This is a genomic window from Kitasatospora sp. NPDC059795 (genome assembly GCF_042732175.1).
Classification (GTDB): Bacteria; Actinomycetota; Actinomycetes; order Streptomycetales; family Streptomycetaceae; genus Kitasatospora.
Window position 1 is genome coordinate 265,031 of the sequence record NZ_JBHWID010000008.1, and the last position, 18,873, is coordinate 283,903.

Genomic DNA, 18,873 nt, shown 5'->3' on the forward strand with positions numbered 1-18,873 from the left:
CGCGACTGCCTCCCACTCGAACACCGGCCCGGGACGGCCACAACCGCAGGCCGCCGACCGTCGCACCGTCAGAACCCGGGAGTGGAGTAGTCGTTCAGGAACCACAGCGCCGCCGTCCACCACAGCAGCCCGATCGCGCAGAACAGCGCGCCGCCCGCCACCGGCAGCGCCCAGCCCGGCAGCCGGCCGTGCCGCACCAGCAGCACCTTCGCCGCGAACGCCCCGTACAGGAAACACCCCGCCACCGCGTGCACCGCGACCCGCGCGTCGGTGAACCGCACCCCGTACGCCAGCAGGCAGTGCTGGGCGACCGGCAGCGACAGCACGAACGCCGCCGCCCCGCCCAGCCGGTGCGACAGCCGCACCCGGCGCACCAGGTGGCCCGCCCGGTACATCCACAGCGCCAGCAGCACCTGCACCAGCGCCAGACCGAACAGCGCCGACCCGAGCTGCGACTTCAACCGCAGCGCATCCACCCCGGACGCCCCGAACAGGCTGCGGCCCGGGTCGGGCGTGTGCACCCGGCCGAACCACAGCAGCCCCGCCACGACCGCGAACGGCGCCAGCACCGCCAGCACCGTCGGCGCCGACACGCCCGGACGCCGCACCTCAGCCGTCCTGCGTGCCGTCGTCGACGCCGCCCTGGTCGGCGGTGTCCGCCCCCGAGGTGTCGGGCGGCTGCACCACGGCGGGCGCGGACGGCGCCGGCGGGACGTACGGGACCAGCGGTGTCGAGGGCACCCGCGGCGTGTCGGGCGCCACGGGGGTGTCGGGCGCTGCCGGATCGGCGGGCGATGCCGGGTTGGAGTCGGCCGGTGGGTTGGAGTCGGCGGGTGGGTTGGAGTCGGCCGGCGGGGCGGAGGCGGCCGGCGGGGCGGACGGGAGCGCGGTCGTCGGCGCGGCGGACGAGGTGGGCGCGGCGGTCGCGGTCGCCCCCTCGCCCGCCGCTGCCCCCGAGGGCGCGCTCCCGGCGCCGTGCAGCGTCGAGATGTCCACGCCCACCGGGTCGCCCAGCGAGGTCACCGCGTAGAACGTGCCGTGCTGCGCGTCCACCACCGTGTGCCCGGCGGCCTCGCCCGGCCCGCGGTCGCCGGTGTACCGGTACAGCGGGTGGCCCTTGTAGAGCACCTGCGCCGTCCCGTCCGGGAGCGCCGCCGCGCCCAGCAGGCCGTCGTCCACACCCGGCCCGGCCAGCGGGAAGCCCGGCGTGGTCACCGGCGGCCACGACTTCGCGCACTGGTCCAGGCACGTGCCGTGCACCGAGGTGTCCGCGCGGTCCAGGTACAGCGTCCGGCCCTGCGCGTCCACCAGGATCGGGCCGAGACTGCCCACGCTCGCCAGCGCCACCAGGGTGCCCGCCGAGGTCGCGAACGCCGACCCGCCCGACGGACTCGCCTCCGCGGCCGGCGCCGACGCCGGCGCGGACCCGGCGGCCGGCGGGGCGCTCGGGGCGGAACCCGCGCCGCAACCGGCGGCCGCGAGCGCGGACAGGGACAGCACGGCGAGGGCGGCGAGGGCGGCGACACGGCGGGTACGGGGCATCACGACTCCTGGGCGACGGAGCGGCGGGGGCGCGGGACGGGGACCCGGCCCCACCATCCACCCCCGCCGCCCGCCGCCCGGCCACTCCAGAACGGGCCCGGTCCGCACCAGGGGGTACCCCGTTGCCCTGGACGGCCCACCGGCCGCGGCTGGCGGCCCGTCACGCCGACCGCCCGGCGGCCGTCCTGCGCGCCCCACCCGGACGGGCGGACACTGGAGAGGTACGACTCGCCCGAGGGGGCGCCCATGACCACCCAGCACAGCACCGCACCCGCGATCCGGGTCCACGGGCTCGGCAAGCGCTTCAAGGACCTCGTCGCCCTCGACGACGTCGACTTCGAGGTCCCGCCCGGCACAGTGTTCGGACTGCTCGGGCCCAACGGGGCGGGCAAGACCACCGCCATCCGGATCCTCACCACCATCATCCCGCCCACCAGCGGCCGGGCCGAAGTGCTCGGCACCGACGTGGTCGCCCACCCGGGCGCGGTACGTCGGATGATCGGACTGGCCGGGCAGTACGCCGCCGTCGACCCGAACCTGACGGCCCGTGAGAACCTCCGCCTGATCGGCCGCCTCACCCAGGTCCCGCGCAGCCGAAGATCCCCGCGCGCCGCCGAACTGCTCGACCGGTTCGACCTCACCAACGCCGCCGACCGGCCCGTACGCACCTTCTCCGGCGGCATGCGCCGCCGACTCGACGTGGCCGCCGCGCTCGTCCCCGAACCGCCCGTGCTGTTCCTCGACGAACCCACCACCGGACTCGACCCGCAGAGCCGCACGGCCCTCTGGGAACTGATCCGCGAACTCGTCGCCGACGGCACCACCGTCCTGCTCACCACCCAGTACCTGGAGGAGGCCGACCGGCTCGCCCAGCGCGTCGCCGTCCTCGCCGAGGGCCGGGTGGTCGCCGACGACAGCCCGCACGCCCTCAAGGCCCGCCTCGGCACCACCGTGCTGGAACTCGGCATGGGCGAGGACCCGCGCGCCGTCCGCGCCGCCACCCTGCTCGCCGAACGCCTCGACCGCGCTCCGGAGCGTGAGGGCGCGCTGCTCCGGCTGCCCAGCCCGGACGGGTCGCTGCTGCTGATGGACGTCCTGCACGCGCTGGAGGCCGAACAGCTCACCCCGCGCACCATCGCCGTCCGGGAATCCAGCCTGGACGACGTCTACCTCGCCCTCACCGGCCGCCGCACCTCCTCCGGAGGCCCGAAATGACCGCCGTCACCGTCACCGACCTCGCCCCCGCGCCCGGTCTGTCCGACCGCCTGCTCGCCCCCGTCCGGGACGGCCTGGCCGTCTGCGGGCGCAACCTGATCGCGCTGCGCCGGGTGCCGAGGCTGCTGATCTTCTCCACCGTGCAGCCGATCGTGTTCGTGCTGCTGTTCCGCTACGTGTTCGGCGGGGTCGTCGGCGCCGTCCTGCACGGCACCAGCTACATCGACTACCTGATGCCCGGCGTGTTCGTGCAGGTGGTCACGTTCGGCGCGGTCAACACCGCGATCGGCCTGGCCACGGACCTGCAGACCGGCCTGATGGAACGGTTCCGCTCACTGCCGATGGCCCGCTCCGCGGTGCTCTCCGGGCGGACCATCGCCGACCTCGCCCGGAACGTGTTCGTGGTGGCGCTGATCAGCGGCGTCGGCTTCATGGTCGGCTTCCGGGTGCACAGCGACGTCTGGGGGTTCCTGGCCGGGGCGCTGCTGGTGCTCGCGTTCGGGTTCGCGATGTCCTGGGTGTTCGCCGTGGTCGGCCTCGCCGTCGGCGACCCGGAGACCGCGACCGCCGCGGCCTTCCCGGTGCTCGCACCGCTGGTGTTCGCGTCCTCCGCGTTCGTCCCGACCTCGACCATGCCCGGCTGGCTCCAGGTGTTCGCCAACCACCAGCCCGTGACCATCACGGCCGGCGCGGTCCGCGCGCTGATGCTCGGCACACCCGTCGGCTCGCAGGTCTGGCAGGCCCTCGCCTGGGACGTCGGCATCGTCGCCGCGTTCGCGCCGCTCGGGGTCTGGCTCTACCGCAAGGCGGTGTGAGCGGGGCTCACGGCGTCTCTTCGGGGGGTTCCGGCGCGGCCGGCTCCTGCTCGGGTGGTTCCTGTGCGGCCGGCTCCTGCTCGGCCGGCTCCTGCTCGGGTGGCGGCTGGGACCAGACGGTGCGGTCGCCGCCGCGCCAGGCGACCAGTTCCGGGTCGTCCAGGTCAGGCTCGTCCACGCCCGCGCGGCGGACGAACTCCGCGACGTCGGCCTCCGAGGTGGCCCGCCCCACCGTCCGCCCGTAGATCTCCACCCGCCGGTACGGCCGGGCCCCGCGGGTCGGGGGGCGGACCACGACCGGCGGATGGAATATGTCTCCGGACTCGCTCATACCCCCAGTGTCGCGCGCCCCGGACGGAGCGGCATCGGTGCAGGTCGGGGCGGGTCGGCGGAGCGTGTCCGGGCGGTCGCGGCGGGTGCTTCCCCGGCCCTTCGTGCGGCCCTTCGTGCGGCGCTTCGAGGGCGCTTCGTGGGGCGCTTCGAGGGTGCTTCGTGCGGCGCGTCACGCCAGGTCGGCGAGCAGCCGGCGCAGGATGCCCGTCCGGCCCGGGACCAGCGGCAGGCAGCGGCCGGCCAGCAGCTCGGCGGGCGGGACGAAGCCGTACCAGTCGGCCTCGCGCGGGCCGGGCGTCGGCGGGCGGGACGTCAACACGCGGCGCACCACCAGGAGGCCGCCGGACGCCGCCAACTGCCCCTCCGGCGGGGTCCGTTGTGTCAGCAGGTCGTAGTGGCCCGGGTGGCGGGAGGCCTCGGCGGCGCGCCGGTACAGCAGCACCCGGCCCGCCGGGTCGACGTGCACCGTGACGGTGAGGCGGCGCCGGACGGCGGCGATGGGGCCGAGTTGGGCATCCTTCGGTGCGGGAGTGGAGGGCACAGGCATCCCGTCTGTCGCAGGGCCGGAGCCCGAGCGGCTCCGGGCCGGAGGCGAGAGCCGCGCCTGACGCATCACCACCACCCGGATGCAACACGATTGTTGCACACCGTGGTCGACAAGTGACGTATCGTGTGCGCCAGCTGTCGCGCCATCCGTGTTCCGCCACCGAATCGAGGGCCTGTGCCTCTCGCCACCGCCCCGGGCGGCCTCCCGCTGCTGGGCCACCTGCCGGCCATGATCGCCCGCCCGCTCGCCTTCCTCGACACCCTCCCCGGGCACGGCGACCCGGTCCGCGTCCGGATCGGCCCGCGCGAGCTGTACATGGTCTCCGCACCGGAGTCGGTCCGGCGGGTGCTCACCGACCGGGCCGACTTCGACCGCACCGGACCGCTCTACGCGAAGATCCGCACCTTCCTCGGCAACGGCCTCGCCACCTGCCCGCACGCCGACCACCAGCGGCTCCGTCGGATCGTCCAACCCGCCTTCCAGCGCGCCCTGTTGCCGCGCTACGCCGAGGCGATGACCGCCGAGGCGGCCGCGCTCACCGCGCGCTGGCGGCCCGGGCAGACCGTCGACGTCACCCGCGAGGCCTTCACCCTCACCACCGCCGTCGCCGTCCGTACCCTCTTCTCGGCCGGCCTGGGCGCCGAGGTCGCCGAACGCCTGCGCCGCACCCTGGACATCCTGCTGCGCGGCCTCTACCTGCGCGTCGTGCTGCCCGCCGCCGACCTGCTGCCCACCCCCGCCCGCCGCGAGTACCGCCGGGCGCTGCGCGGTTGGCACGCCCAGGTGGCCGCCATCATCGCCGACTACCGGGCGCACGGCGTCGACCACGGCGACGTGCTGTCGCTGCTGCTCGCCGCCCGCGACGAGCACGGCCGGCCGCTGAGCGAACGCGAACTCGCCGACCAGGTCGCCACCTTGGTGCTGGCCGGCGCCGAGACCACCTCCTCCGCGCTGGCCTGGTCGCTCCGGCTGGTCGCCGAACACCCGTCGGTCGAACGGAAGTTGCACGCCGAGGTCGACGCGGGCCCGGCCGGAGCCCCCGCCCGATTCGACGATCTCGGCCAACTCCCGTACGCCGCGAGGGTGGTGAACGAGGCTCTGCGGCTCTACCCGCCCGCCTGGGCGATCAGCCGCACCACCACCCGCCCCCTCGAACTCGGCGGCGCCCGGCTACCCGCCGGCGCGCAGGTGGTCTGCTGCCTCTACCTCCTCCAGCGCCGCCCCGACCTCTTCCCCGACCCCACCCGCTTCGACCCCGACCGCGCCCTTCCGCATGACGCCTACCTCCCCTTCGGGCTCGGCGCGACCCGCTGCCCCGGAGACCGCTTCGGCACCGTCGAGGCCACCTTGGCGCTCGCCACGGTGGCCGGCCGCTGGCGGCTGCGCCCGGCGGTGGCGGGGGCGGTGCGGCCGGTGCCCCGGCTGGTGCTGTCGCCGGGGCCGCAGCCGATGCGGCTGGCGGAACGGGTCAGCGGGCGAGCAGGTTGACGCCGGCGCGGAACAGGGCCGGGGCGGCAGCGGCCAGCGGGACGATCCGGGGGCCGAGCGCGGGGTGGTGGCGGGCGGCCAGGAGTGCGGCGGTGAGCAGGCGGTAGGGGCGGGTGGCGCGGCGCCAGGTGCGTTCGTAGGCGGCGGGGCGGTCGTCGGTCAGGCAGCGGACGGCGGCCTCGGCGGAGGCCAGGGCGATCGCGACCCCCTCGCCGGTGAGGGCGTCCAGGTAGCCCGCGGCGTCCCCGACCAGCAGCACCCGCCCGCGCACCCGCGCCGCCGCGTCCTGCCGCAGCGGCCCGGCTCCCCGCACCGGGCCGGCTTCGGCGCCCGCGATGCGTTCCAACAGGGCCGGGAATGCCGCGAGTTGACGGTCGAACGGCAGTCGCTGCGAACCGAGGACCGCCACCCCGACCGTCCCGTCCGACACCGGCGTGACGTACGCCTCCGCGTGCCGCGACCAGTACACCTCCACCAGGTCGCTCCACGGCCGCACCGCGAAGTGCCGCCGCTGCCCGTACCGCACCGGGCGGCGGGTGTCGGGCGGCCGGTGCAGCCCGAGTGCGCGGCGGGCGGGGGAGTGCAGGCCGTCGGCGGCGATCACGTGCCGTGCGGTCAAGTCGCCTACGACTACGGCTCGTTCGGTGACGGCGAGGCCGGTCGCGCGGCCGGTCGTGCGGCGGACGCCCAGCTGTTCGGCGCGGTCCGCGAGCGCAGCGTGCAGGACGGTGCGGCGCACGCCCAGGCCGTGGCCGGAGCGGAACCGGGCCTCGGCGGTGCGCGGACCGTCCGCCTCCAGGTACCGGATGCCGTGGAACGGACGACCGTCGACGGTCACCCCGAGGCGCGCCAACTCCCGTACCGCGCCCGGCATCAGGCCCTCGCCGCAGGCCTTGTCCACCGGCGTCGGACGCGGCTCCAGCACAGTGGTGGACAGGCCCGCGCGGGCGGCGTGGATCGCGGCGGCCAGCCCCGCCGGGCCGCCGCCGATCACCAGCAGGTCGATCACGCGGCGGCCCGGCAGAGCGTCAGTGCGGCGTCCTCGCAGCGCAGACGCGTCGCCAGCAGAAGGGAGTTGAGAAGAGTGAACCCGAGCGCCGTCACCCAGGCCGTGTGCACCAGCGGCAGCGCGAAGCCCTCAACCGCCACCGCCAGGTAGTTGGGGTGCCGCAGCCACCGGTACGGCCCGCCCGCGACCAGCGGCAGGCCCGGCACCACGATCACCCGGGTGTTCCAGCGCGGCCCGAGCGTCCCGATGCACCACCAGCGCAAGCCCTGCGCGGCCAGCGCCAGGACCAGCATCGGCCATCCCACCAGCGGAACGAACGGCCGTCCCGCCCACCAGACTTCGAGCAGACAGCCCGCCAAAAGCCCGGTGTGCAGGGCCACCATCGGCGGATAGTGCCGCCGCCCGTACTCCACCCCGCCCCGGGCCAGGCTCCAGGCGGCGTTCCGGCGGGCGACCAACAGCTCCGCCAGCCGCTCCACGGCGACCAGTGCGACCAGCACAGTGAAGGCGATCATCCCCGACTACCAGCGGAGCAGGACGAGTTCGGAGGCGAAGCCGGGCCCGAGCGCGATCATCAGCCCGAACGAGCCCGGCGGGGGCGGGCCCTGGTCGATCACATCGCGCAGGATGTGCAGCACGGACGCCGAGGACAGGTTGCCGCACCGCGCCAACGACTCCCGGCTCGGCGCCAACGCCTCGTCCGACAGGCCGAGTTCCTCACCCAGCACCTCCAACACCCGGGGCCCGCCCGGATGACACACCCAGCTGCCCACGTCCGCCGGCTTCAGATCGTGCGCGGCGAGGAACGACGCGACCTCCTCGCCGACGTGCAGCCGTACCAGCTCCGGCAGTTCGGGCCCCAGCAGGATGCCGAACCCGGTGTCGCCGACCTGCCAGCCGAGCAGCCGTTCCGTCCCCGGGTACAGCCGGCTCCGGGTCGCCACCACGACCGGCCCGCCGCCGTCACCAGTGGGTGGACCGCCGTCGCCGACTGCGAGCAGCGCGCCCGCGCCGTCCCCGAACAGCGCGGTCGCCAGCAGGTTCGCCGGTGAGGTGTCCGCGCACTGGAGGGTCAGCGAGCACAGTTCGGTGGCCAGCAGCAGGGCCACGCCCCGGCGACCGTCCAGCAGGTCGTGCACCACCGCCAGACCGCCCGCCCCGCCCGCGCACCCGAGGCCGAACAGCGGTACCCGGCGCACGTCCTCGCGCAGACCGAGCCGGGACGCGATTCGCGCCTCCAGCGAGGGCACGGCGATTCCGGTGACGGTGGTGGAGACCACCACGTCGACCTCCTCGGCGGCCATCCCCGCCGTGCGGAGCACCGACTCGGCCGCCCGGTGGGCGAGTTCGGCCGCGGCCTCCAGCCAGGCGTCGTTCGCCTGCCCGAACCCGCCGAGCTCGCCGTACCGTTCCCACGGGAGCGCCAGACAGCGGGAGTCCACCCCCGCCCCCGCGAAGAACCGCTCCGCCAGGGCCTGCTCACCACCCGCCCCGCCACGCAACGCCGCCAGCCCGGCGGCGAGTTCGCCCTGCCGGTACCGATGGGGTGGAAGGACTCCGCACACTGCCGCGATCCGCGTCACCGACCCAGGATAGGGACCGAACCCACCCGAACCGGGCAATCCACCCGCCCCGGCGCGTCCGGCGTTCAGAGGCGGAGGGTGCTCCAGCCGCGGGTGATCTCCTCGCGGACGTCGTGCTCCGGGTGGCGCGGCGTCAGCAGGCCAGGCAGTGCGGTGCCGTCGGCCGGGCGGGCGTCCGGCTCCGAGCGCGTGCGAGCGAGCGACAGGTCAATGACGAGATTGATGTTCAACACCGCTGGACTCCCCCTTGTCGGCCTGCGAACGGGCACTGGGGAGTACAGGTGCGGATTGTCGACGTGCGTACCGACAACTCCATTACCTGCCCGAAGTCCTGACGTGCATTCAGGTGTGGTGATCCCGCGTCGTCGCCGCGCGGACGGCTAGCGTGACCGGCGTGAGCGATGCGGCGGCGGTGTCCCGGGGGCTGATCGGGGGCCTGGCGCGGGCCTGCCATCCGGTGCCCGCCGCGGCGGTGACCGCACTGGCCGGGGCGATGGCCGTCGGCGCCGGGCGCGGGACGGTCGGGACGCTGCTCACCGGCGGCGCGGTCGCAGCCGGGCAGTTGTCGATCGGCTGGAGCAACGACCTGATCGACCGGCAGCGGGACGCGGCCGCCCGCCGCGCCGACAAGCCGCTCGCGCGGGCCGAAGTGACGGAACGGCAGGTCGCGTCGGCCATCGGCTGGGCGGTCGCGTGCTGCGTGCTGCTGTCGGCGGCGTGCGGGGTCGCGGCGGCGACCGTGCACCTGCTGGCGGTGGCCGCCGGCTGGGCCTACAACCTCCGTCTGAAGGCGACCCGGTGGTCCTGGCTGCCGTACGCGCTCGCCTTCGCCCTCCTCCCCGCCTTCGTCACCCTCGCGCTGCCCGGCCGGCCGTGGCCCGCCCCCGCCGTCCTCGCCGCAGGCGCACTGCTCGGCGTCGCCGCCCACTTCGCCAACGTCCTGCCGGACTTGGCCGCCGACCGCGCCGCCGGCATCCGCGGCCTGCCTCAGCGCGCGGGTGCCCGCGCCTCCACCCTGACGGCCGTCCTCGCCGCGACCGCCGCCGCACTCGTCCTCGCCCCCGGCTGGCCCGTCCTCGCCGTCACCGCCCCACCCACCCTCGCCGCTCTCGCCGCCCCCCGCAGCCGCCTCCCGTTCCTCGCGGTCATCGCCGCCTCGGCGGTCGCGGTGGCCTTGCTGCTGGCCAACGGGCAGTTGACCGGAACCTCCTGACGGCAGCTCCGGCGACAGTAGGTGGAGCCTGGTGGCCAAGGCCCCCGTGACGCCCATCACGTGCGCCCTTGGCATCGCCAAGTCGGTGGTCGGGTGGGAGCCTGCCCGGTCCCCCGCGACGAGTAGGTTGCGTGAGTGATCGGAACGCGCCACCTGCTCACCCACCGCGATAGCACCTTTCTCAACTTCAGGGACTTCGACTTCCCGGCCGACCAGGGCCACGGCTACCGGTGGGTGCACACCAAGCGCTTTCGACGCGGCGCTGCACGAGAAGGTCCGCACCCCGATCCGTCGAGCGACGAGCCGCTACCGACTCGGCCCCCTCCCCGAGGACACGCGCCACGACTACGTCCCCGTCCACACCGAGTTCCACGAACTCGTCCTGATCGACCGCCGCGCAGGCACCCTCGCCCTCCTGGTTGCTGCGGACGACTGAAGCAGCGCCTCGACCGGCCGGCCGGGATGGTCGAGCCAGGCGTGGCAGGCGCTCGGGGTGACGGTGAGGCCGAGTCGTTCGATGCCGGGCTCGCCGGCCTGCCGCCACCAGGTGAGGGCCTGTTCGAAGTCGTCCCAGAGTCGGCGGGCGCCGTACTGGCGGACGTGATGGACGTCCTCTCCGCCGCGGAAGGTGGCGGCGGCCCAGGCCGGGGCGGTGAGTGAGTACAGCCACAGGGTGCGAGTGCCGTCGTCGTGGGGCTGGACGGCGTGGGTGACGTCGCGCAGGCACAGGCCGGCGACGAACGGGAACGGGTCGAACTTGCAAGTGAGGGCGGGAGTTGTTCGGTCGTGGTCTCGGTGATGGTCCCGCCGGTGGGTGGGGGAGCGGGCCAGGTGAGGCGCTGGGAGCGCATCTTCATGAACTCGACGGGCTGGAGGAACGGGCCACTGGCCGTGCCGTCGGCGTGGACGGTGAGGCGGACGAGGGCGTCGGCGTTGGAGTAGCGGCCGCCGAACGGGACGAGAAGCATGCCACCCGGACGGGTCTGCTCGATCCAGGGAAGCGGGATGTCGCGCACCCCGAACGTGGCGATCACCCGGTCGTACGGCGCACCGTCCGGGTGGCCGTACGCGCCGTCCGAACAGACGGTGCGCGGACGGTACCCGGCGGCGTGCAGACGGGTGCGAGCGTGCGCTGCGACCTGCGGGTCGATTTCGACGGTGGTGACGTTGGCGTCGCCGAGCCGGTGTGCGAGCAGTGCGGCGTTCCAGCCAGTGCCGGTGCCCTGCTCGACCACCCGCATGCCCGGTTCGACGCGAAGCAGGTCGAGCATCGCGGCGACCACGGACGGCTGGGACGCGGAACTGGTGGGCACCGTACCGGGTTCGGCACCGTGGTGCGCGCCGTCGTCCCACTGGGTGACGATCGGAACGTCTTCGGCTGTCGCGTCAAGCCAGCCGGTCTCGTCGGCACACCGATCGACGGACCGGCTGGTGCCGGTGGTCATGTCGTGGGCCCAGACGAGGTCGGGCAGGAACAGCGAGCGCGGGACGGCGTCGAACGTCGCCGCCCAGTCGTCGGGAACGGGGAATGACCGCCCCATGCCGGGGCGGCTCTCCCGCTCAGGCAGGAGCGTCACTTGCGCCGGCCCCCGTTCCCGGGCGGCGGGCTGCCGTCGGGCGACGGAGGGGTGTGCGGCGGTGTCCACGGCGTGCCGGGGTGGCGGTCGCCGCCGGGGTCGGTGGCTTCGATGTCCATGTCGGGCTCCCTGCGATCTCGTTGGCAGCAGCTTCCACGGCACACGCGGTAGTCCGTGCTGCCGAGGTGCCCACGGCAGCGGGCAACGGTTCGACGGTAGGGATCCTCGGACCGGACGTTCAACGGGGTTGCGCCATCTTGCACGCCGTCACTCGAGCGTGGCGATGGCGGCAGCGATCAGTTGACGGGCTGCCGCTCCGTGGACGGCCATGGATGCCAGATCGGTGAAGGTGCGCACGTACTCGGTGATCTCGGGCGGTCGGGTGATCCGCAGGTAGCCGGACGTCAATTCAACGGCTACTTCGGCCTCGTCGAACAGGTAGAAGTCCTCGACCGGCAGGTGCGTTCGGCCTGTTCCGGCGGGGATGACACCGACACTGACGAATGGGCTGGAAGAGACCGCGAGCAGCTGGCCGAGTTGGGCGGCCATGGTCTCGGGGTCGCACACTCCGGTGCGGAGTACCCACTCCTCGATGAGCAGCCCGAAACGGTGGCGGCCGGAGAACAGCATCCGCCGGCGCTCCAGACGGGCCTCGACGGCGTCGTCCACGTCGTCGACCTCCACCCGAGCACGCTGGATCGAGCGCAGAACGGCGGTGGTGTACTCGGGGGTCTGCACCATGCCCGGCAGGACCCGGCTCGCATAGACGCGAAACAGGCCGGTGCGCCGGTAGAGGCCGGCGACGGACTCCTGGGCGGCGCGCAGCCCGGTGCGCTCCATGCGACGCCACTCGGTGTACATCGAGTCGACGGTGCGGGCGACGGCGATGAGGTCGGCGGTCTGGTCGTCGGCACCGCAGGCGGTGCACCAGGCGCGCAGGTCGTCCTCGGACGGGGCGGACTTGCCGCTCTGGATCCGGGAGGTCTTCGCCGGGTGCCATCCACAGCGGGCGGACAGTTCGTCACCGGTCAGACCGGCGTCCTTGCGCAGGTCGATCAGGCGGGCGGCGAGTGCCTTTCGCGCCTCGATGACGCTGGACGATGGGGATGACGACATGGTGCTCGCTGCCTGGCAGGTGGTCGGACCGGTTCGGGTCAGAAGGTGAACTGCGCGTGGGGGACAGCCCGTTCCCACACCGTCTCGAAAGCGGTGGTCACCGTCTTCACGAGAGCTGCGTCCTCGGTGATTTCGTGGCCGGCCCACTCGCCGTCGCCGGTGAACCAGTGGAACAGGACCAGGCGGTCGTCGATCAGCCACAGGTCGTTGCCCGGCAGTGCAAGGTCGGACGCCTTCGACCGGGGCAGCCAGCGGACCTGCTCGCCCAGCGCGATGTTGTGCCGATCGGTGATCGTGTGCTCCCAGCGGATGTAGGCGCTGGCCGGAACCGAGACGATCCGCGCCCGGCGCAGGGCCACCCCACGACCTGTGGTCTCCCGTACCAGCGCGGCCCAGGCGGCGTACTCCTCGGGCAGGTCGTACGCATCGGGTTTCTCGACCGGCAGGCCGGCGAGCCAGTCGGCGAACACCGGGTCGGCCATGTAGGAGTCACGCATCTCCAGGTGGCACGCGGAGCGCTCAGCGCTCCTCAGCAGGGCGCCAAAGTCCGGCACGCTCGGCTTCATCGCACACCTTCCTCACGAACGGAATCATTCGGACCGGGATCCTGACGACGCCCTCGTGGTCCGGTACACCGACATCATGGCCCGGTGCCCACTCGGTCTCGCTGATCACGCGGTACATCTCCGTGTCGGGCAGCCAGCCCTGGATGACGATCTCCGCTTTCTCGTCCTCCAACCACACAGTCGGAGAACCGCCGTTGGGCGAGTCCGGGTCGACGCCCCTGAACCGTAGTGCCATGACCGCTCCTCGTGCCAAACCGGTTGCGAGTCCTTGCACCTCCACGATCAAGGGAAGCCGACATGGCGTCAAGGGTGCGTGGTCGGGCGGGAATCCGGTCGACAGGGGTGGGGGCGAGGGGCTCGGATGGGGGTGTGGTGGTTGATGGTGGGTTGGTCAGGCGGTTGGTGGATGCGCAGTTTCCGGAGTGGGCGGGGTTGCCGTTGCGGGGGGTGGCGGAGGCTGGGTCGGATCATGTGATCTTCAGGCTGGGCGGGGAGTTGAGTGTCCGGTTGCCCCGGCATGTGGATGCGGTGGGGCAGGTGGCGAAGGAGCGGGAGTGGTTGCCGCGGCTCGCGCCGGAGTTGCCGTTGGCGGTGCCGGTACCGGTGGCTGTGGGGGAGCCGGGGTTCGGGTATCCGTGGGAGTGGGGGGTGAGCCGGTGGTTGGACGGGGAGGTGGCGACCGTCGAGGGGGTGGGGGCGTCGACCGGGGAGGCGGTGCGGCTGGCGGAGTTCCTCGGGGCGCTCCAGGGGTGCTCGTACGCGGGGTACGAGGGTGCTGCGGGCACCGGGGGCGAGACGCTGGCGGGGCGGGACGCGGAGACGCGCAGCGGCATCTCGGCGCTGGACGAGGTGTTCGACGGCGTCGCCATGACGGAGTTGTGGGACGCGGCGCTGGGCGCGCCGGGGTGGGGGCGGCCGCCGGTGTGGTTCCACGGGGACTTCCACACCGGGAACCTGCTGACGCTCGGCGGCCGGATCGGCGCCGTCATCGACTTCGGCGGGCTCGGCGTCGGCGACCCGGCCTGTGACCTGACCATCGCCTTCACGCTGATGTCGGCCGGGAGTCGGGCCGCGTTCCGGGCCACGCTCGGGGTGGACGACGCCACCTGGACGCGCGGTCGCGGCTGGGCCCTGACCACCGGCCTGAACGCGTACACCCACTACGCGGCCGTCAACCCGCGGGTCGCCGCCCAGACCACCCGGCAGATCACCGAGGCGCTCATCGGGTGACACGGGTGACACGGGTGACACGGGTGACGCGCGGGGCGCGGTCGACGAGGTCGACGAGGTCTTCGGGTCGTCGCGGGACCGCACGGGCCCGGCGGGGTGCGCCGCCCCCGATGGCCGGTCGGGGGCGGCGCACGCCGTCAGGCGGAGAAGCCGCCGTCGACGGAGATCACCGCGCCGGTCACGTACCGGGCGTCGGGGCTCGCCAAGTGGGCGACGGTGGCGGCGATTTCGGCCGGTTCGGCGTACCGGCCGAGCGCAGTCAGTCCGGCGATGGCGGCGGCGTTCGGGCCGTCGGCGGGGTTGGCGTCGGTGTCGGTGGGGCCGGGGTGGACGAGGTTGACGGTGATGTCGCGCGGACCGAGTTCGCGGGCCAGGCCCTTGGTGAGGCCGACCAGCGCGGTCTTGCTCATCGAGTACAAGGCGAGGCCCGGGAACGGCGCCCGCTCGGCGATGTTGCTGCCGATGCTGATGATCCGCCCGCCGCCGGTCATGTGCCGGGCCGAGGCCTGCGCGAGCTCGTACGGGGCACGGATGTTGACGGCCAGCGTGGTGTCGATCTCGGTGCGGCCGATCTGCTCCAGCGGGCCGACCAGGAACACGCCGGCGTTGTTCACCAGGACGTCGAGTCGGCCGAACGTCTCGACGGTCCGTTCCACGGCGGCGTTCAGCGCGGCGGAGTCCGCGCTGTCGGCCCGAACGGCGAGGGCCCGGCGGCCCATGCCCTCGATCTGCTCGACGATCTTCTGTGCGGGCGCCTCGCCCTCGCGGTAGGTCAGGGCGACGTCCGCGCCCTCCTCGGCCAGGCGGAGCGCGACGGCCGCACCGATACCGCGGCTGCCGCCGGTCACCAGGGCGACGTTTCCTTCAAGTCGGTTCATGCGATGGATACTTGTCGACGCGGAGGGGCGCCGCTGGCGGGATTCCGACCCGGCGTTTCGACCGTCCGACGTGGGTCGGAGGGTCGTCGAGCGCGGGTCGGACGGCCGTCAGGCGTGGGCGTAGCCGCGGGCCTCCGCCAGGAGGGATTCGGCGTCCCGGTCGAGGAGCAGGCCGGCCACGGCGACGCCGAGCTTCTCGGGTTCGGCGGGGGTGCCGGACAGCCGGGCCTCGATCTGGCGGGTGCCGTCGGTGGAGGTGACCTGGGCGTGGAGGGTGAGGACGCCGCCGGCGGTGGTGGCGTGCGCGCCGACGGGGACGGAGCAGCCGCCGTGGAGTTCGGCGAGCATGGCGCGTTCCGCGCGCACCTCGGCGTCTGTGGTCAAGTCTCCTGTCCCGTAGAGGAGTTCACGGGCCAGGGTGTTGTCCTCGCGGATCTGGATGCCGAGCGCGCCCTGGCCGGGGCTGGGCGGGAACAGGGCGACGGGGAGGAGTTCGGCGATCTCCTCGGTGCGGCCGAGGCGGCGCAGTCCGGCGGCGGCCACCACGACCGCGTCCAGGGCCTTCAGGCGGGCGAGCCTGGTGGGGACGTTGCCGCGGATGCGTTCGGGGCGCAGGTCGGGGCGGACGTGCAGCAGTTGGGCGATCCGGCGGGCGGCGGAGGTGCCGATCCGGGCGCCGGTCGGCAGTGCGGCCAGGGTCGAGCCGCAGAGGGCGTCGCGGACGTCCTCGCGGGGCGGCGGCGGGAGCAGGACCAGGCCGTCGGGGTTCTCGGTGGGCAGGTCCTTGAGCGAGTGCACGACGACGTCCACCTCGCGGCCCAGCAGCGCCGCGACCTGGTTGGTGGAGAACGCCGAGCCGCCGCCGCGTTCGGAGACCTCGCGCAGGGCGGTCTTCCGGTCGAGGTCGCCGTCCTCCAGGATCGCCCGGTGGCGGATCACCAGGTCGGGGAAACGCTCCCGGACCGGCGCGAGGAACTCCCGGACCTGGGCCCGCGCCAGCTGGCTCGCCCGCGACCCCACCACCAGTTCGACCATCGTCAACTCCCGCTGTCGTACGTCACCCTGACGGCATGCTAGCCCCTGGAGAGCGTCCCGTTTTCCGATGGAATGTCGGAAGACCGGCCGGCGGGGCGCTCCAGCCGGAGCAGCGCGGGGACGGCGGCGAGCGAGACGGCGAGCAGGAACAGCCAGGGCCAGGCCGGGCCGTGGTCGAACGGCGCGGTCAGCAGGCCGGGGCGAGGGCCTGGCCGATGCTCCGGGAGAGTTGATCGACGGCCAGGTACCGTCCACGGCGCGCCGGGTGGGCGAGGATGACGCTCAACTCCTCGCGGCCGGGCGCGGCGACGGTCTCGGCGAGCTTGTACACCGGCATGGCGGCGCCCAGCCCGATGCCGACCGCCCGGCTGGGCGCGCCGGGCAACAGCGCGAACCCGGCGAAGGCGAGCGCGTTCGGGGCGGATCCCGCGGCCACCGCACGGGACGGCCGGACGTTCTCCAGCAGGCGCGAGACCGGGCTCTGCACCCGCAGGTGAGTGGGGAGCGCGACCTGCTGCGGATCGGCCACCGCCACGTCGAGGCGTGCCGGCGGTTGGACGGCGAGCGCGGACTCGTTCTGGTGCCCACCGTGTTCGCCCGGCCCGGCGTGTTCTCCTGTCTACCCGCCGCGCGGCGTCGCCCCCCTGTGGGAGGGTTCCGCCGCCGCCACCCCCGACGGGTTGGCGCGGGTGCTCGGCCGGGCCCGCGCCCGGCTGCTCGCCGAACTCGCCGCCCTCACCGGCCTGTCCGCGCCCACCGTCTCGCACCACCTGCACGCCCTGCACGACGCCGGCCTCGCCGCCCGCCACCGCACCGGCCGCACCGTGCTCCACCTGCGCGCGGCGGTGGCCGAACTGCCGTGCGACACACGAGACATGACGGTGGATCAGTTTCCGTAGACCGCGTACGAGAAGCCGTCCGCGTGCAGCGCCGAATGGGTCAGCGACACGCCCCGCCCGAACAGTGGCCGCCCCGGCAGCTCGCGTTCCACCGGCAGGTGGGCGGGCGTGCGACGCGGGTTGACCACCACCAGGTAGCGGCCGTCGCGCAGGTACGCCAACGGGTAGCCGGTGTGCAGGAGTTCGACCGAGGAGTCGGGCCCGAGCGCCGGGTGGGCGCGGCGCAGCGCGATCAACTGCCGTACCTGGTGCAGCAGGGAGGCCCGGTCGGCGCGCTGGGAGGCGACGTCCGGACGGTCGGGCGCGGGGTCGAGCGGCAGGTAGAAGCGTTCGGCGGGCGCGGAGGAGAACCCGGCGTCCGGGGTCGCGTCCCACTGCATCGGGGTGCGGCAGCCGGCCCGGTTGTAGTGCGGGCCCAGCACGCTGCCCTCGGTGTCCGGCAGGCCCGGGACGAAGCGCATCCCGATCTCGTCGCCGTAGTAGATCGCCGGGACGGTCGGCCAGGTCAGCTGGAAGGTGAACGCCGCCGCCAGCTGCTCGCGGGTGCGCGGGCCGGTCGCCAGCCGGGAGTAGTCGTGGTTGGCGGTCGGCAGCGAGGCGACGCCCCGGCCGTCCATGGCCTGCGCGGCGCGCTGCCACTCGGCGACGAACGGGTCCATCGAGCCGAGGCCGTCCGCGTCGAAGTAGCAGGGCTGCCGCGGCCAGTGCTCGTGCACCGTGCCCGCGCCGTTGTCCCACAGCGAGCGCAGCGGGGCGCCGTCGTCGGGGCCGCCGAACTGGAGGAAGAAGTCGCCGTGGAAGCCCATCGGCACCGAGCGCGCCGGGTCGCCCCACTCGGCGAGGACGACGTTGTCGGGGTGGTGGGCGTCCATCCAGGCGCGGGTCTCCCGCCACAGCCGGCCGGTCTCGACGAAGCCCGGGTCGTCCTTGACCAGCGAGGACGCCATGTCGACCCGGAAGCCGGCGACGCCCAGGCCGAACCAGTGCGCCATGATCTCCCGCAGCGCCGCGCGGTTGGCCCGCGGGCCCTCGGCGTCCACCGGCTGTCGCCACGGCTCGTCCGAACTCTGCTGCGCGTAGCCGAAGTTGAGGGCGGGCTGGAAGTCGAAGAAGTTCGGTCTGTACCAGCCCGGCCGACTGCCCGGCGAGGCCACGAACCCGGGCGCGGGGCGGTCCGCCCACACGTACCGGTGGTCGCCCGGGTCGGACGCCGAGCGGACGAACCACGGATGCCGGTCGGAGGTGTGGCCGGCCACCAGGTCGAGCAGCACCCGGATGCCGGCGCGGCGGGCCGCGTCCGTGAACTTCGCCAGGTCCTCCGGCGCGCCGTAGCGGGGCGCGACGGCCAGGTAGTCCGCCACGTCGTAGCCCGCGTCCCCGAACGGCGAGACGAAGCACGGGTTCAGCCACACCGCGTCCACCCCCAGCCACTGCAGGTACTCCAGTCGCTCCGTCAGCCCCGCGAAGTCCCCGATCCCGTCCCCGTTCCCGTCCGCGAAGCTCTGCGGGTAGATCTGGTACAGCACCGCACCCCGCACCCAGTCGGTCCCCACACCTGTCCCCTCTCGTCCCGAACACCACACCGGCGTCGCCCTCAGCCATGCCCGCCCCGACCCCGAACGGAACCGGCAGACCCGCGCGTGAGTGACGGGGACGCGGCCGGGCCGACGGGCCGTTGGTTTCGCAGGAACGGGCAGCAGCCGGGGGAGGACGTGGTGTCGGTGCGGGTGCCGGCCGGAACGCCCGGCCTGCCGGAGCACTCCGTGTCCGGAAATTCCCCCGCCGCCGGGAACTCGTCCCTACCTGGCGGGAACGCGGACTCCCTAG

The 18,873-nt window shown here is 74.1% G+C and carries 23 protein-coding genes; 6 read left to right on the plus strand and 17 right to left on the minus strand.

The window, feature by feature from the left end:
- Positions 1-68: 68 nt before the first annotated feature.
- A complete protein-coding gene (locus tag ACFV4P_RS18850; protein WP_241844485.1) occupies positions 69-593 on the minus strand; it encodes a DUF6529 family protein in 525 nt (174 codons plus the stop codon).
- Between the two features lie 16 nt (positions 594-609).
- Positions 610-1,542 carry a hypothetical protein gene (locus ACFV4P_RS18855; RefSeq protein WP_380472442.1) on the minus strand — a complete coding sequence of 311 codons (933 nt, stop codon included), beginning with the start codon at positions 1,540-1,542 and terminating at the stop codon, positions 610-612.
- Positions 1,543-1,788: 246 nt separating this feature from the next.
- Here ACFV4P_RS18855 and ACFV4P_RS18860 point away from each other — a divergent pair, with 246 nt between their 5' ends.
- A complete protein-coding gene (locus ACFV4P_RS18860) occupies positions 1,789-2,757 on the plus strand; it encodes an ATP-binding cassette domain-containing protein (protein WP_073813241.1) in 969 nt (322 codons plus the stop codon).
- Entirely contained in the window at positions 2,754-3,572 is an 819-nt protein-coding gene (locus tag ACFV4P_RS18865; protein ID WP_073813239.1) for an ABC transporter permease, read from the plus strand. The genes ACFV4P_RS18860 and ACFV4P_RS18865 overlap by 4 nt, the downstream gene beginning before the upstream one ends.
- 7 nt (positions 3,573-3,579) lie before the next feature.
- On the opposite strand, the gene ACFV4P_RS18870 is transcribed toward ACFV4P_RS18865, so the two are convergent.
- The gene (locus tag ACFV4P_RS18870) at positions 3,580-3,903 is read right to left on the minus strand and encodes a hypothetical protein (RefSeq protein ID WP_380472444.1); all 324 of its coding nucleotides are present in this window, start codon (positions 3,901-3,903) and stop codon (positions 3,580-3,582) included.
- A gap of 171 nt (positions 3,904-4,074) precedes the next feature.
- Positions 4,075-4,446 (minus strand): hypothetical protein, encoded by a 372-nt coding sequence (locus tag ACFV4P_RS18875; protein ID WP_380472446.1) that lies wholly within the window; start codon positions 4,444-4,446, stop codon positions 4,075-4,077.
- 180 nt (positions 4,447-4,626) lie between these two features.
- Here ACFV4P_RS18875 and ACFV4P_RS18880 point away from each other — a divergent pair, with 180 nt between their 5' ends.
- Positions 4,627-5,940 carry a cytochrome P450 gene (locus ACFV4P_RS18880; protein WP_380472448.1) on the plus strand — a complete coding sequence of 438 codons (1,314 nt, stop codon included), beginning with the start codon at positions 4,627-4,629 and terminating at the stop codon, positions 5,938-5,940.
- Here ACFV4P_RS18880 and ACFV4P_RS18885 read toward each other — a convergent pair.
- The 4 genes from ACFV4P_RS18885 to ACFV4P_RS18900 form a co-directional block, all read right to left on the minus strand.
- The gene (locus tag ACFV4P_RS18885; protein WP_380472450.1) at positions 5,921-6,949 is read right to left on the minus strand and encodes an NAD(P)/FAD-dependent oxidoreductase; all 1,029 of its coding nucleotides are present in this window, start codon (positions 6,947-6,949) and stop codon (positions 5,921-5,923) included. The two genes, ACFV4P_RS18880 and ACFV4P_RS18885, sit on opposite strands and share 20 nt — an antisense overlap.
- The gene (locus tag ACFV4P_RS18890; RefSeq protein ID WP_380472452.1) at positions 6,946-7,464 is read right to left on the minus strand and encodes an isoprenylcysteine carboxyl methyltransferase family protein; all 519 of its coding nucleotides are present in this window, start codon (positions 7,462-7,464) and stop codon (positions 6,946-6,948) included. Before ACFV4P_RS18890 ends, ACFV4P_RS18885 begins: the two co-directional genes overlap by 4 nt.
- Before the next feature lie 6 nt (positions 7,465-7,470).
- Positions 7,471-8,532, minus strand: a complete 1,062-nt coding sequence (locus tag ACFV4P_RS18895; protein ID WP_380472454.1) for a type III polyketide synthase — start codon at positions 8,530-8,532, stop codon at positions 7,471-7,473.
- Positions 8,533-8,597: 65 nt separating this feature from the next.
- Positions 8,598-8,765 carry a hypothetical protein gene (locus tag ACFV4P_RS18900; RefSeq protein ID WP_380472455.1) on the minus strand — a complete coding sequence of 56 codons (168 nt, stop codon included), beginning with the start codon at positions 8,763-8,765 and terminating at the stop codon, positions 8,598-8,600.
- Positions 8,766-8,926: 161 nt separating this feature from the next.
- Here ACFV4P_RS18900 and ACFV4P_RS18905 point away from each other — a divergent pair, with 161 nt between their 5' ends.
- Positions 8,927-9,745, plus strand: coding sequence for a UbiA family prenyltransferase (locus ACFV4P_RS18905; protein ID WP_380472457.1), 819 nt, complete (start codon positions 8,927-8,929; stop codon positions 9,743-9,745).
- Between the two features lie 224 nt (positions 9,746-9,969).
- Here the strand turns inward: ACFV4P_RS18905 and ACFV4P_RS18910 are convergent, their stop codons facing one another.
- The 5 genes from ACFV4P_RS18910 to ACFV4P_RS18930 all read right to left on the minus strand — a co-directional run bounded on the left by ACFV4P_RS18910 (position 9,970) and on the right by ACFV4P_RS18930 (position 13,239).
- Positions 9,970-11,286 carry a methyltransferase domain-containing protein gene (locus ACFV4P_RS18910; protein WP_380472608.1) on the minus strand — a complete coding sequence of 439 codons (1,317 nt, stop codon included), beginning with the start codon at positions 11,284-11,286 and terminating at the stop codon, positions 9,970-9,972.
- A gap of 32 nt (positions 11,287-11,318) precedes the next feature.
- Positions 11,319-11,441 (minus strand): hypothetical protein, encoded by a 123-nt coding sequence (locus ACFV4P_RS18915; protein WP_380472459.1) that lies wholly within the window; start codon positions 11,439-11,441, stop codon positions 11,319-11,321.
- A 148-nt stretch (positions 11,442-11,589) separates the two neighbouring features.
- Complete coding sequence (locus ACFV4P_RS18920; protein ID WP_380472461.1) at positions 11,590-12,438, minus strand: helix-turn-helix domain-containing protein; 849 nt, start codon at positions 12,436-12,438, stop codon at positions 11,590-11,592.
- A 38-nt stretch (positions 12,439-12,476) separates the two neighbouring features.
- A complete protein-coding gene (locus ACFV4P_RS18925; RefSeq protein WP_380472463.1) occupies positions 12,477-13,004 on the minus strand; it encodes a DUF6879 family protein in 528 nt (175 codons plus the stop codon).
- Positions 12,958-13,239 carry a hypothetical protein gene (locus tag ACFV4P_RS18930; protein WP_380472465.1) on the minus strand — a complete coding sequence of 94 codons (282 nt, stop codon included), beginning with the start codon at positions 13,237-13,239 and terminating at the stop codon, positions 12,958-12,960. Before ACFV4P_RS18930 ends, ACFV4P_RS18925 begins: the two co-directional genes overlap by 47 nt.
- Positions 13,240-13,301: 62 nt before the next feature.
- Between ACFV4P_RS18930 and ACFV4P_RS18935 the strand changes: the two genes are divergently transcribed.
- A complete protein-coding gene (locus ACFV4P_RS18935; protein ID WP_380472467.1) occupies positions 13,302-14,234 on the plus strand; it encodes an aminoglycoside phosphotransferase family protein in 933 nt (310 codons plus the stop codon).
- A gap of 137 nt (positions 14,235-14,371) precedes the next feature.
- Here the strand turns inward: ACFV4P_RS18935 and ACFV4P_RS18940 are convergent, their stop codons facing one another.
- The 3 genes from ACFV4P_RS18940 to ACFV4P_RS18950 all read right to left on the minus strand — a co-directional run bounded on the left by ACFV4P_RS18940 (position 14,372) and on the right by ACFV4P_RS18950 (position 16,676).
- On the minus strand, positions 14,372-15,112 hold the full coding sequence (locus ACFV4P_RS18940; RefSeq protein WP_380472468.1) for an SDR family NAD(P)-dependent oxidoreductase: 741 nt from the start codon (positions 15,110-15,112) through the stop codon (positions 14,372-14,374).
- Positions 15,113-15,220: 108 nt separating this feature from the next.
- Positions 15,221-16,147, minus strand: a complete 927-nt coding sequence (gene hemC / locus ACFV4P_RS18945; protein WP_380472610.1) for a hydroxymethylbilane synthase — start codon at positions 16,145-16,147, stop codon at positions 15,221-15,223.
- A gap of 187 nt (positions 16,148-16,334) precedes the next feature.
- Positions 16,335-16,676, minus strand: a complete 342-nt coding sequence (locus tag ACFV4P_RS18950) for a hypothetical protein (RefSeq protein WP_380472470.1) — start codon at positions 16,674-16,676, stop codon at positions 16,335-16,337.
- A gap of 160 nt (positions 16,677-16,836) precedes the next feature.
- On the opposite strand from ACFV4P_RS18950, the gene ACFV4P_RS18955 reads away from it, so the two are divergent.
- Positions 16,837-17,046, plus strand: coding sequence for a winged helix-turn-helix domain-containing protein (locus tag ACFV4P_RS18955; protein ID WP_380472612.1), 210 nt, complete (start codon positions 16,837-16,839; stop codon positions 17,044-17,046).
- On the opposite strand, the gene ACFV4P_RS18960 is transcribed toward ACFV4P_RS18955, so the two are convergent.
- Positions 17,034-18,599, minus strand: a complete 1,566-nt coding sequence (locus ACFV4P_RS18960) for an alpha-amylase family glycosyl hydrolase (RefSeq protein WP_380472472.1) — start codon at positions 18,597-18,599, stop codon at positions 17,034-17,036. The genes ACFV4P_RS18955 and ACFV4P_RS18960 overlap by 13 nt on opposite strands.
- Positions 18,600-18,873 lie beyond the last annotated feature (274 nt).

What these genes read in the sequence shown, in the direction of transcription:
- ACFV4P_RS18940 (WP_380472468.1), bottom strand. Translation starts at nt 15,112, where the DNA reads ATGAACCGACTTGAAGGAAACGTCGCCCTGGTGACCGGCGGCAGCCGC.
- ACFV4P_RS18915 (WP_380472459.1), bottom strand. Translation starts at nt 11,441, where the DNA reads ATGGACATCGAAGCCACCGACCCCGGCGGCGACCGCCACCCCGGCACG.
- hemC (WP_380472610.1), bottom strand. Translation starts at nt 16,147, where the DNA reads ATGGTCGAACTGGTGGTGGGGTCGCGGGCGAGCCAGCTGGCGCGGGCC.
- ACFV4P_RS18870 (WP_380472444.1), bottom strand. Translation starts at nt 3,903, where the DNA reads ATGAGCGAGTCCGGAGACATATTCCATCCGCCGGTCGTGGTCCGCCCC.
- ACFV4P_RS18930 (WP_380472465.1), bottom strand. Translation starts at nt 13,239, where the DNA reads ATGGCACTACGGTTCAGGGGCGTCGACCCGGACTCGCCCAACGGCGGT.
- ACFV4P_RS18865 (WP_073813239.1), top strand. Translation starts at nt 2,754, where the DNA reads ATGACCGCCGTCACCGTCACCGACCTCGCCCCCGCGCCCGGTCTGTCC.
- ACFV4P_RS18925 (WP_380472463.1), bottom strand. Translation starts at nt 13,004, where the DNA reads ATGAAGCCGAGCGTGCCGGACTTTGGCGCCCTGCTGAGGAGCGCTGAG.
- ACFV4P_RS18910 (WP_380472608.1), bottom strand. Translation starts at nt 11,286, where the DNA reads ATGGGGCGGTCATTCCCCGTTCCCGACGACTGGGCGGCGACGTTCGAC.
- ACFV4P_RS18890 (WP_380472452.1), bottom strand. Translation starts at nt 7,464, where the DNA reads ATGATCGCCTTCACTGTGCTGGTCGCACTGGTCGCCGTGGAGCGGCTG.
- ACFV4P_RS18920 (WP_380472461.1), bottom strand. Translation starts at nt 12,438, where the DNA reads ATGTCGTCATCCCCATCGTCCAGCGTCATCGAGGCGCGAAAGGCACTC.
- ACFV4P_RS18855 (WP_380472442.1), bottom strand. Translation starts at nt 1,542, where the DNA reads ATGCCCCGTACCCGCCGTGTCGCCGCCCTCGCCGCCCTCGCCGTGCTG.
- ACFV4P_RS18935 (WP_380472467.1), top strand. Translation starts at nt 13,302, where the DNA reads ATGGCGTCAAGGGTGCGTGGTCGGGCGGGAATCCGGTCGACAGGGGTG.
- ACFV4P_RS18860 (WP_073813241.1), top strand. Translation starts at nt 1,789, where the DNA reads ATGACCACCCAGCACAGCACCGCACCCGCGATCCGGGTCCACGGGCTC.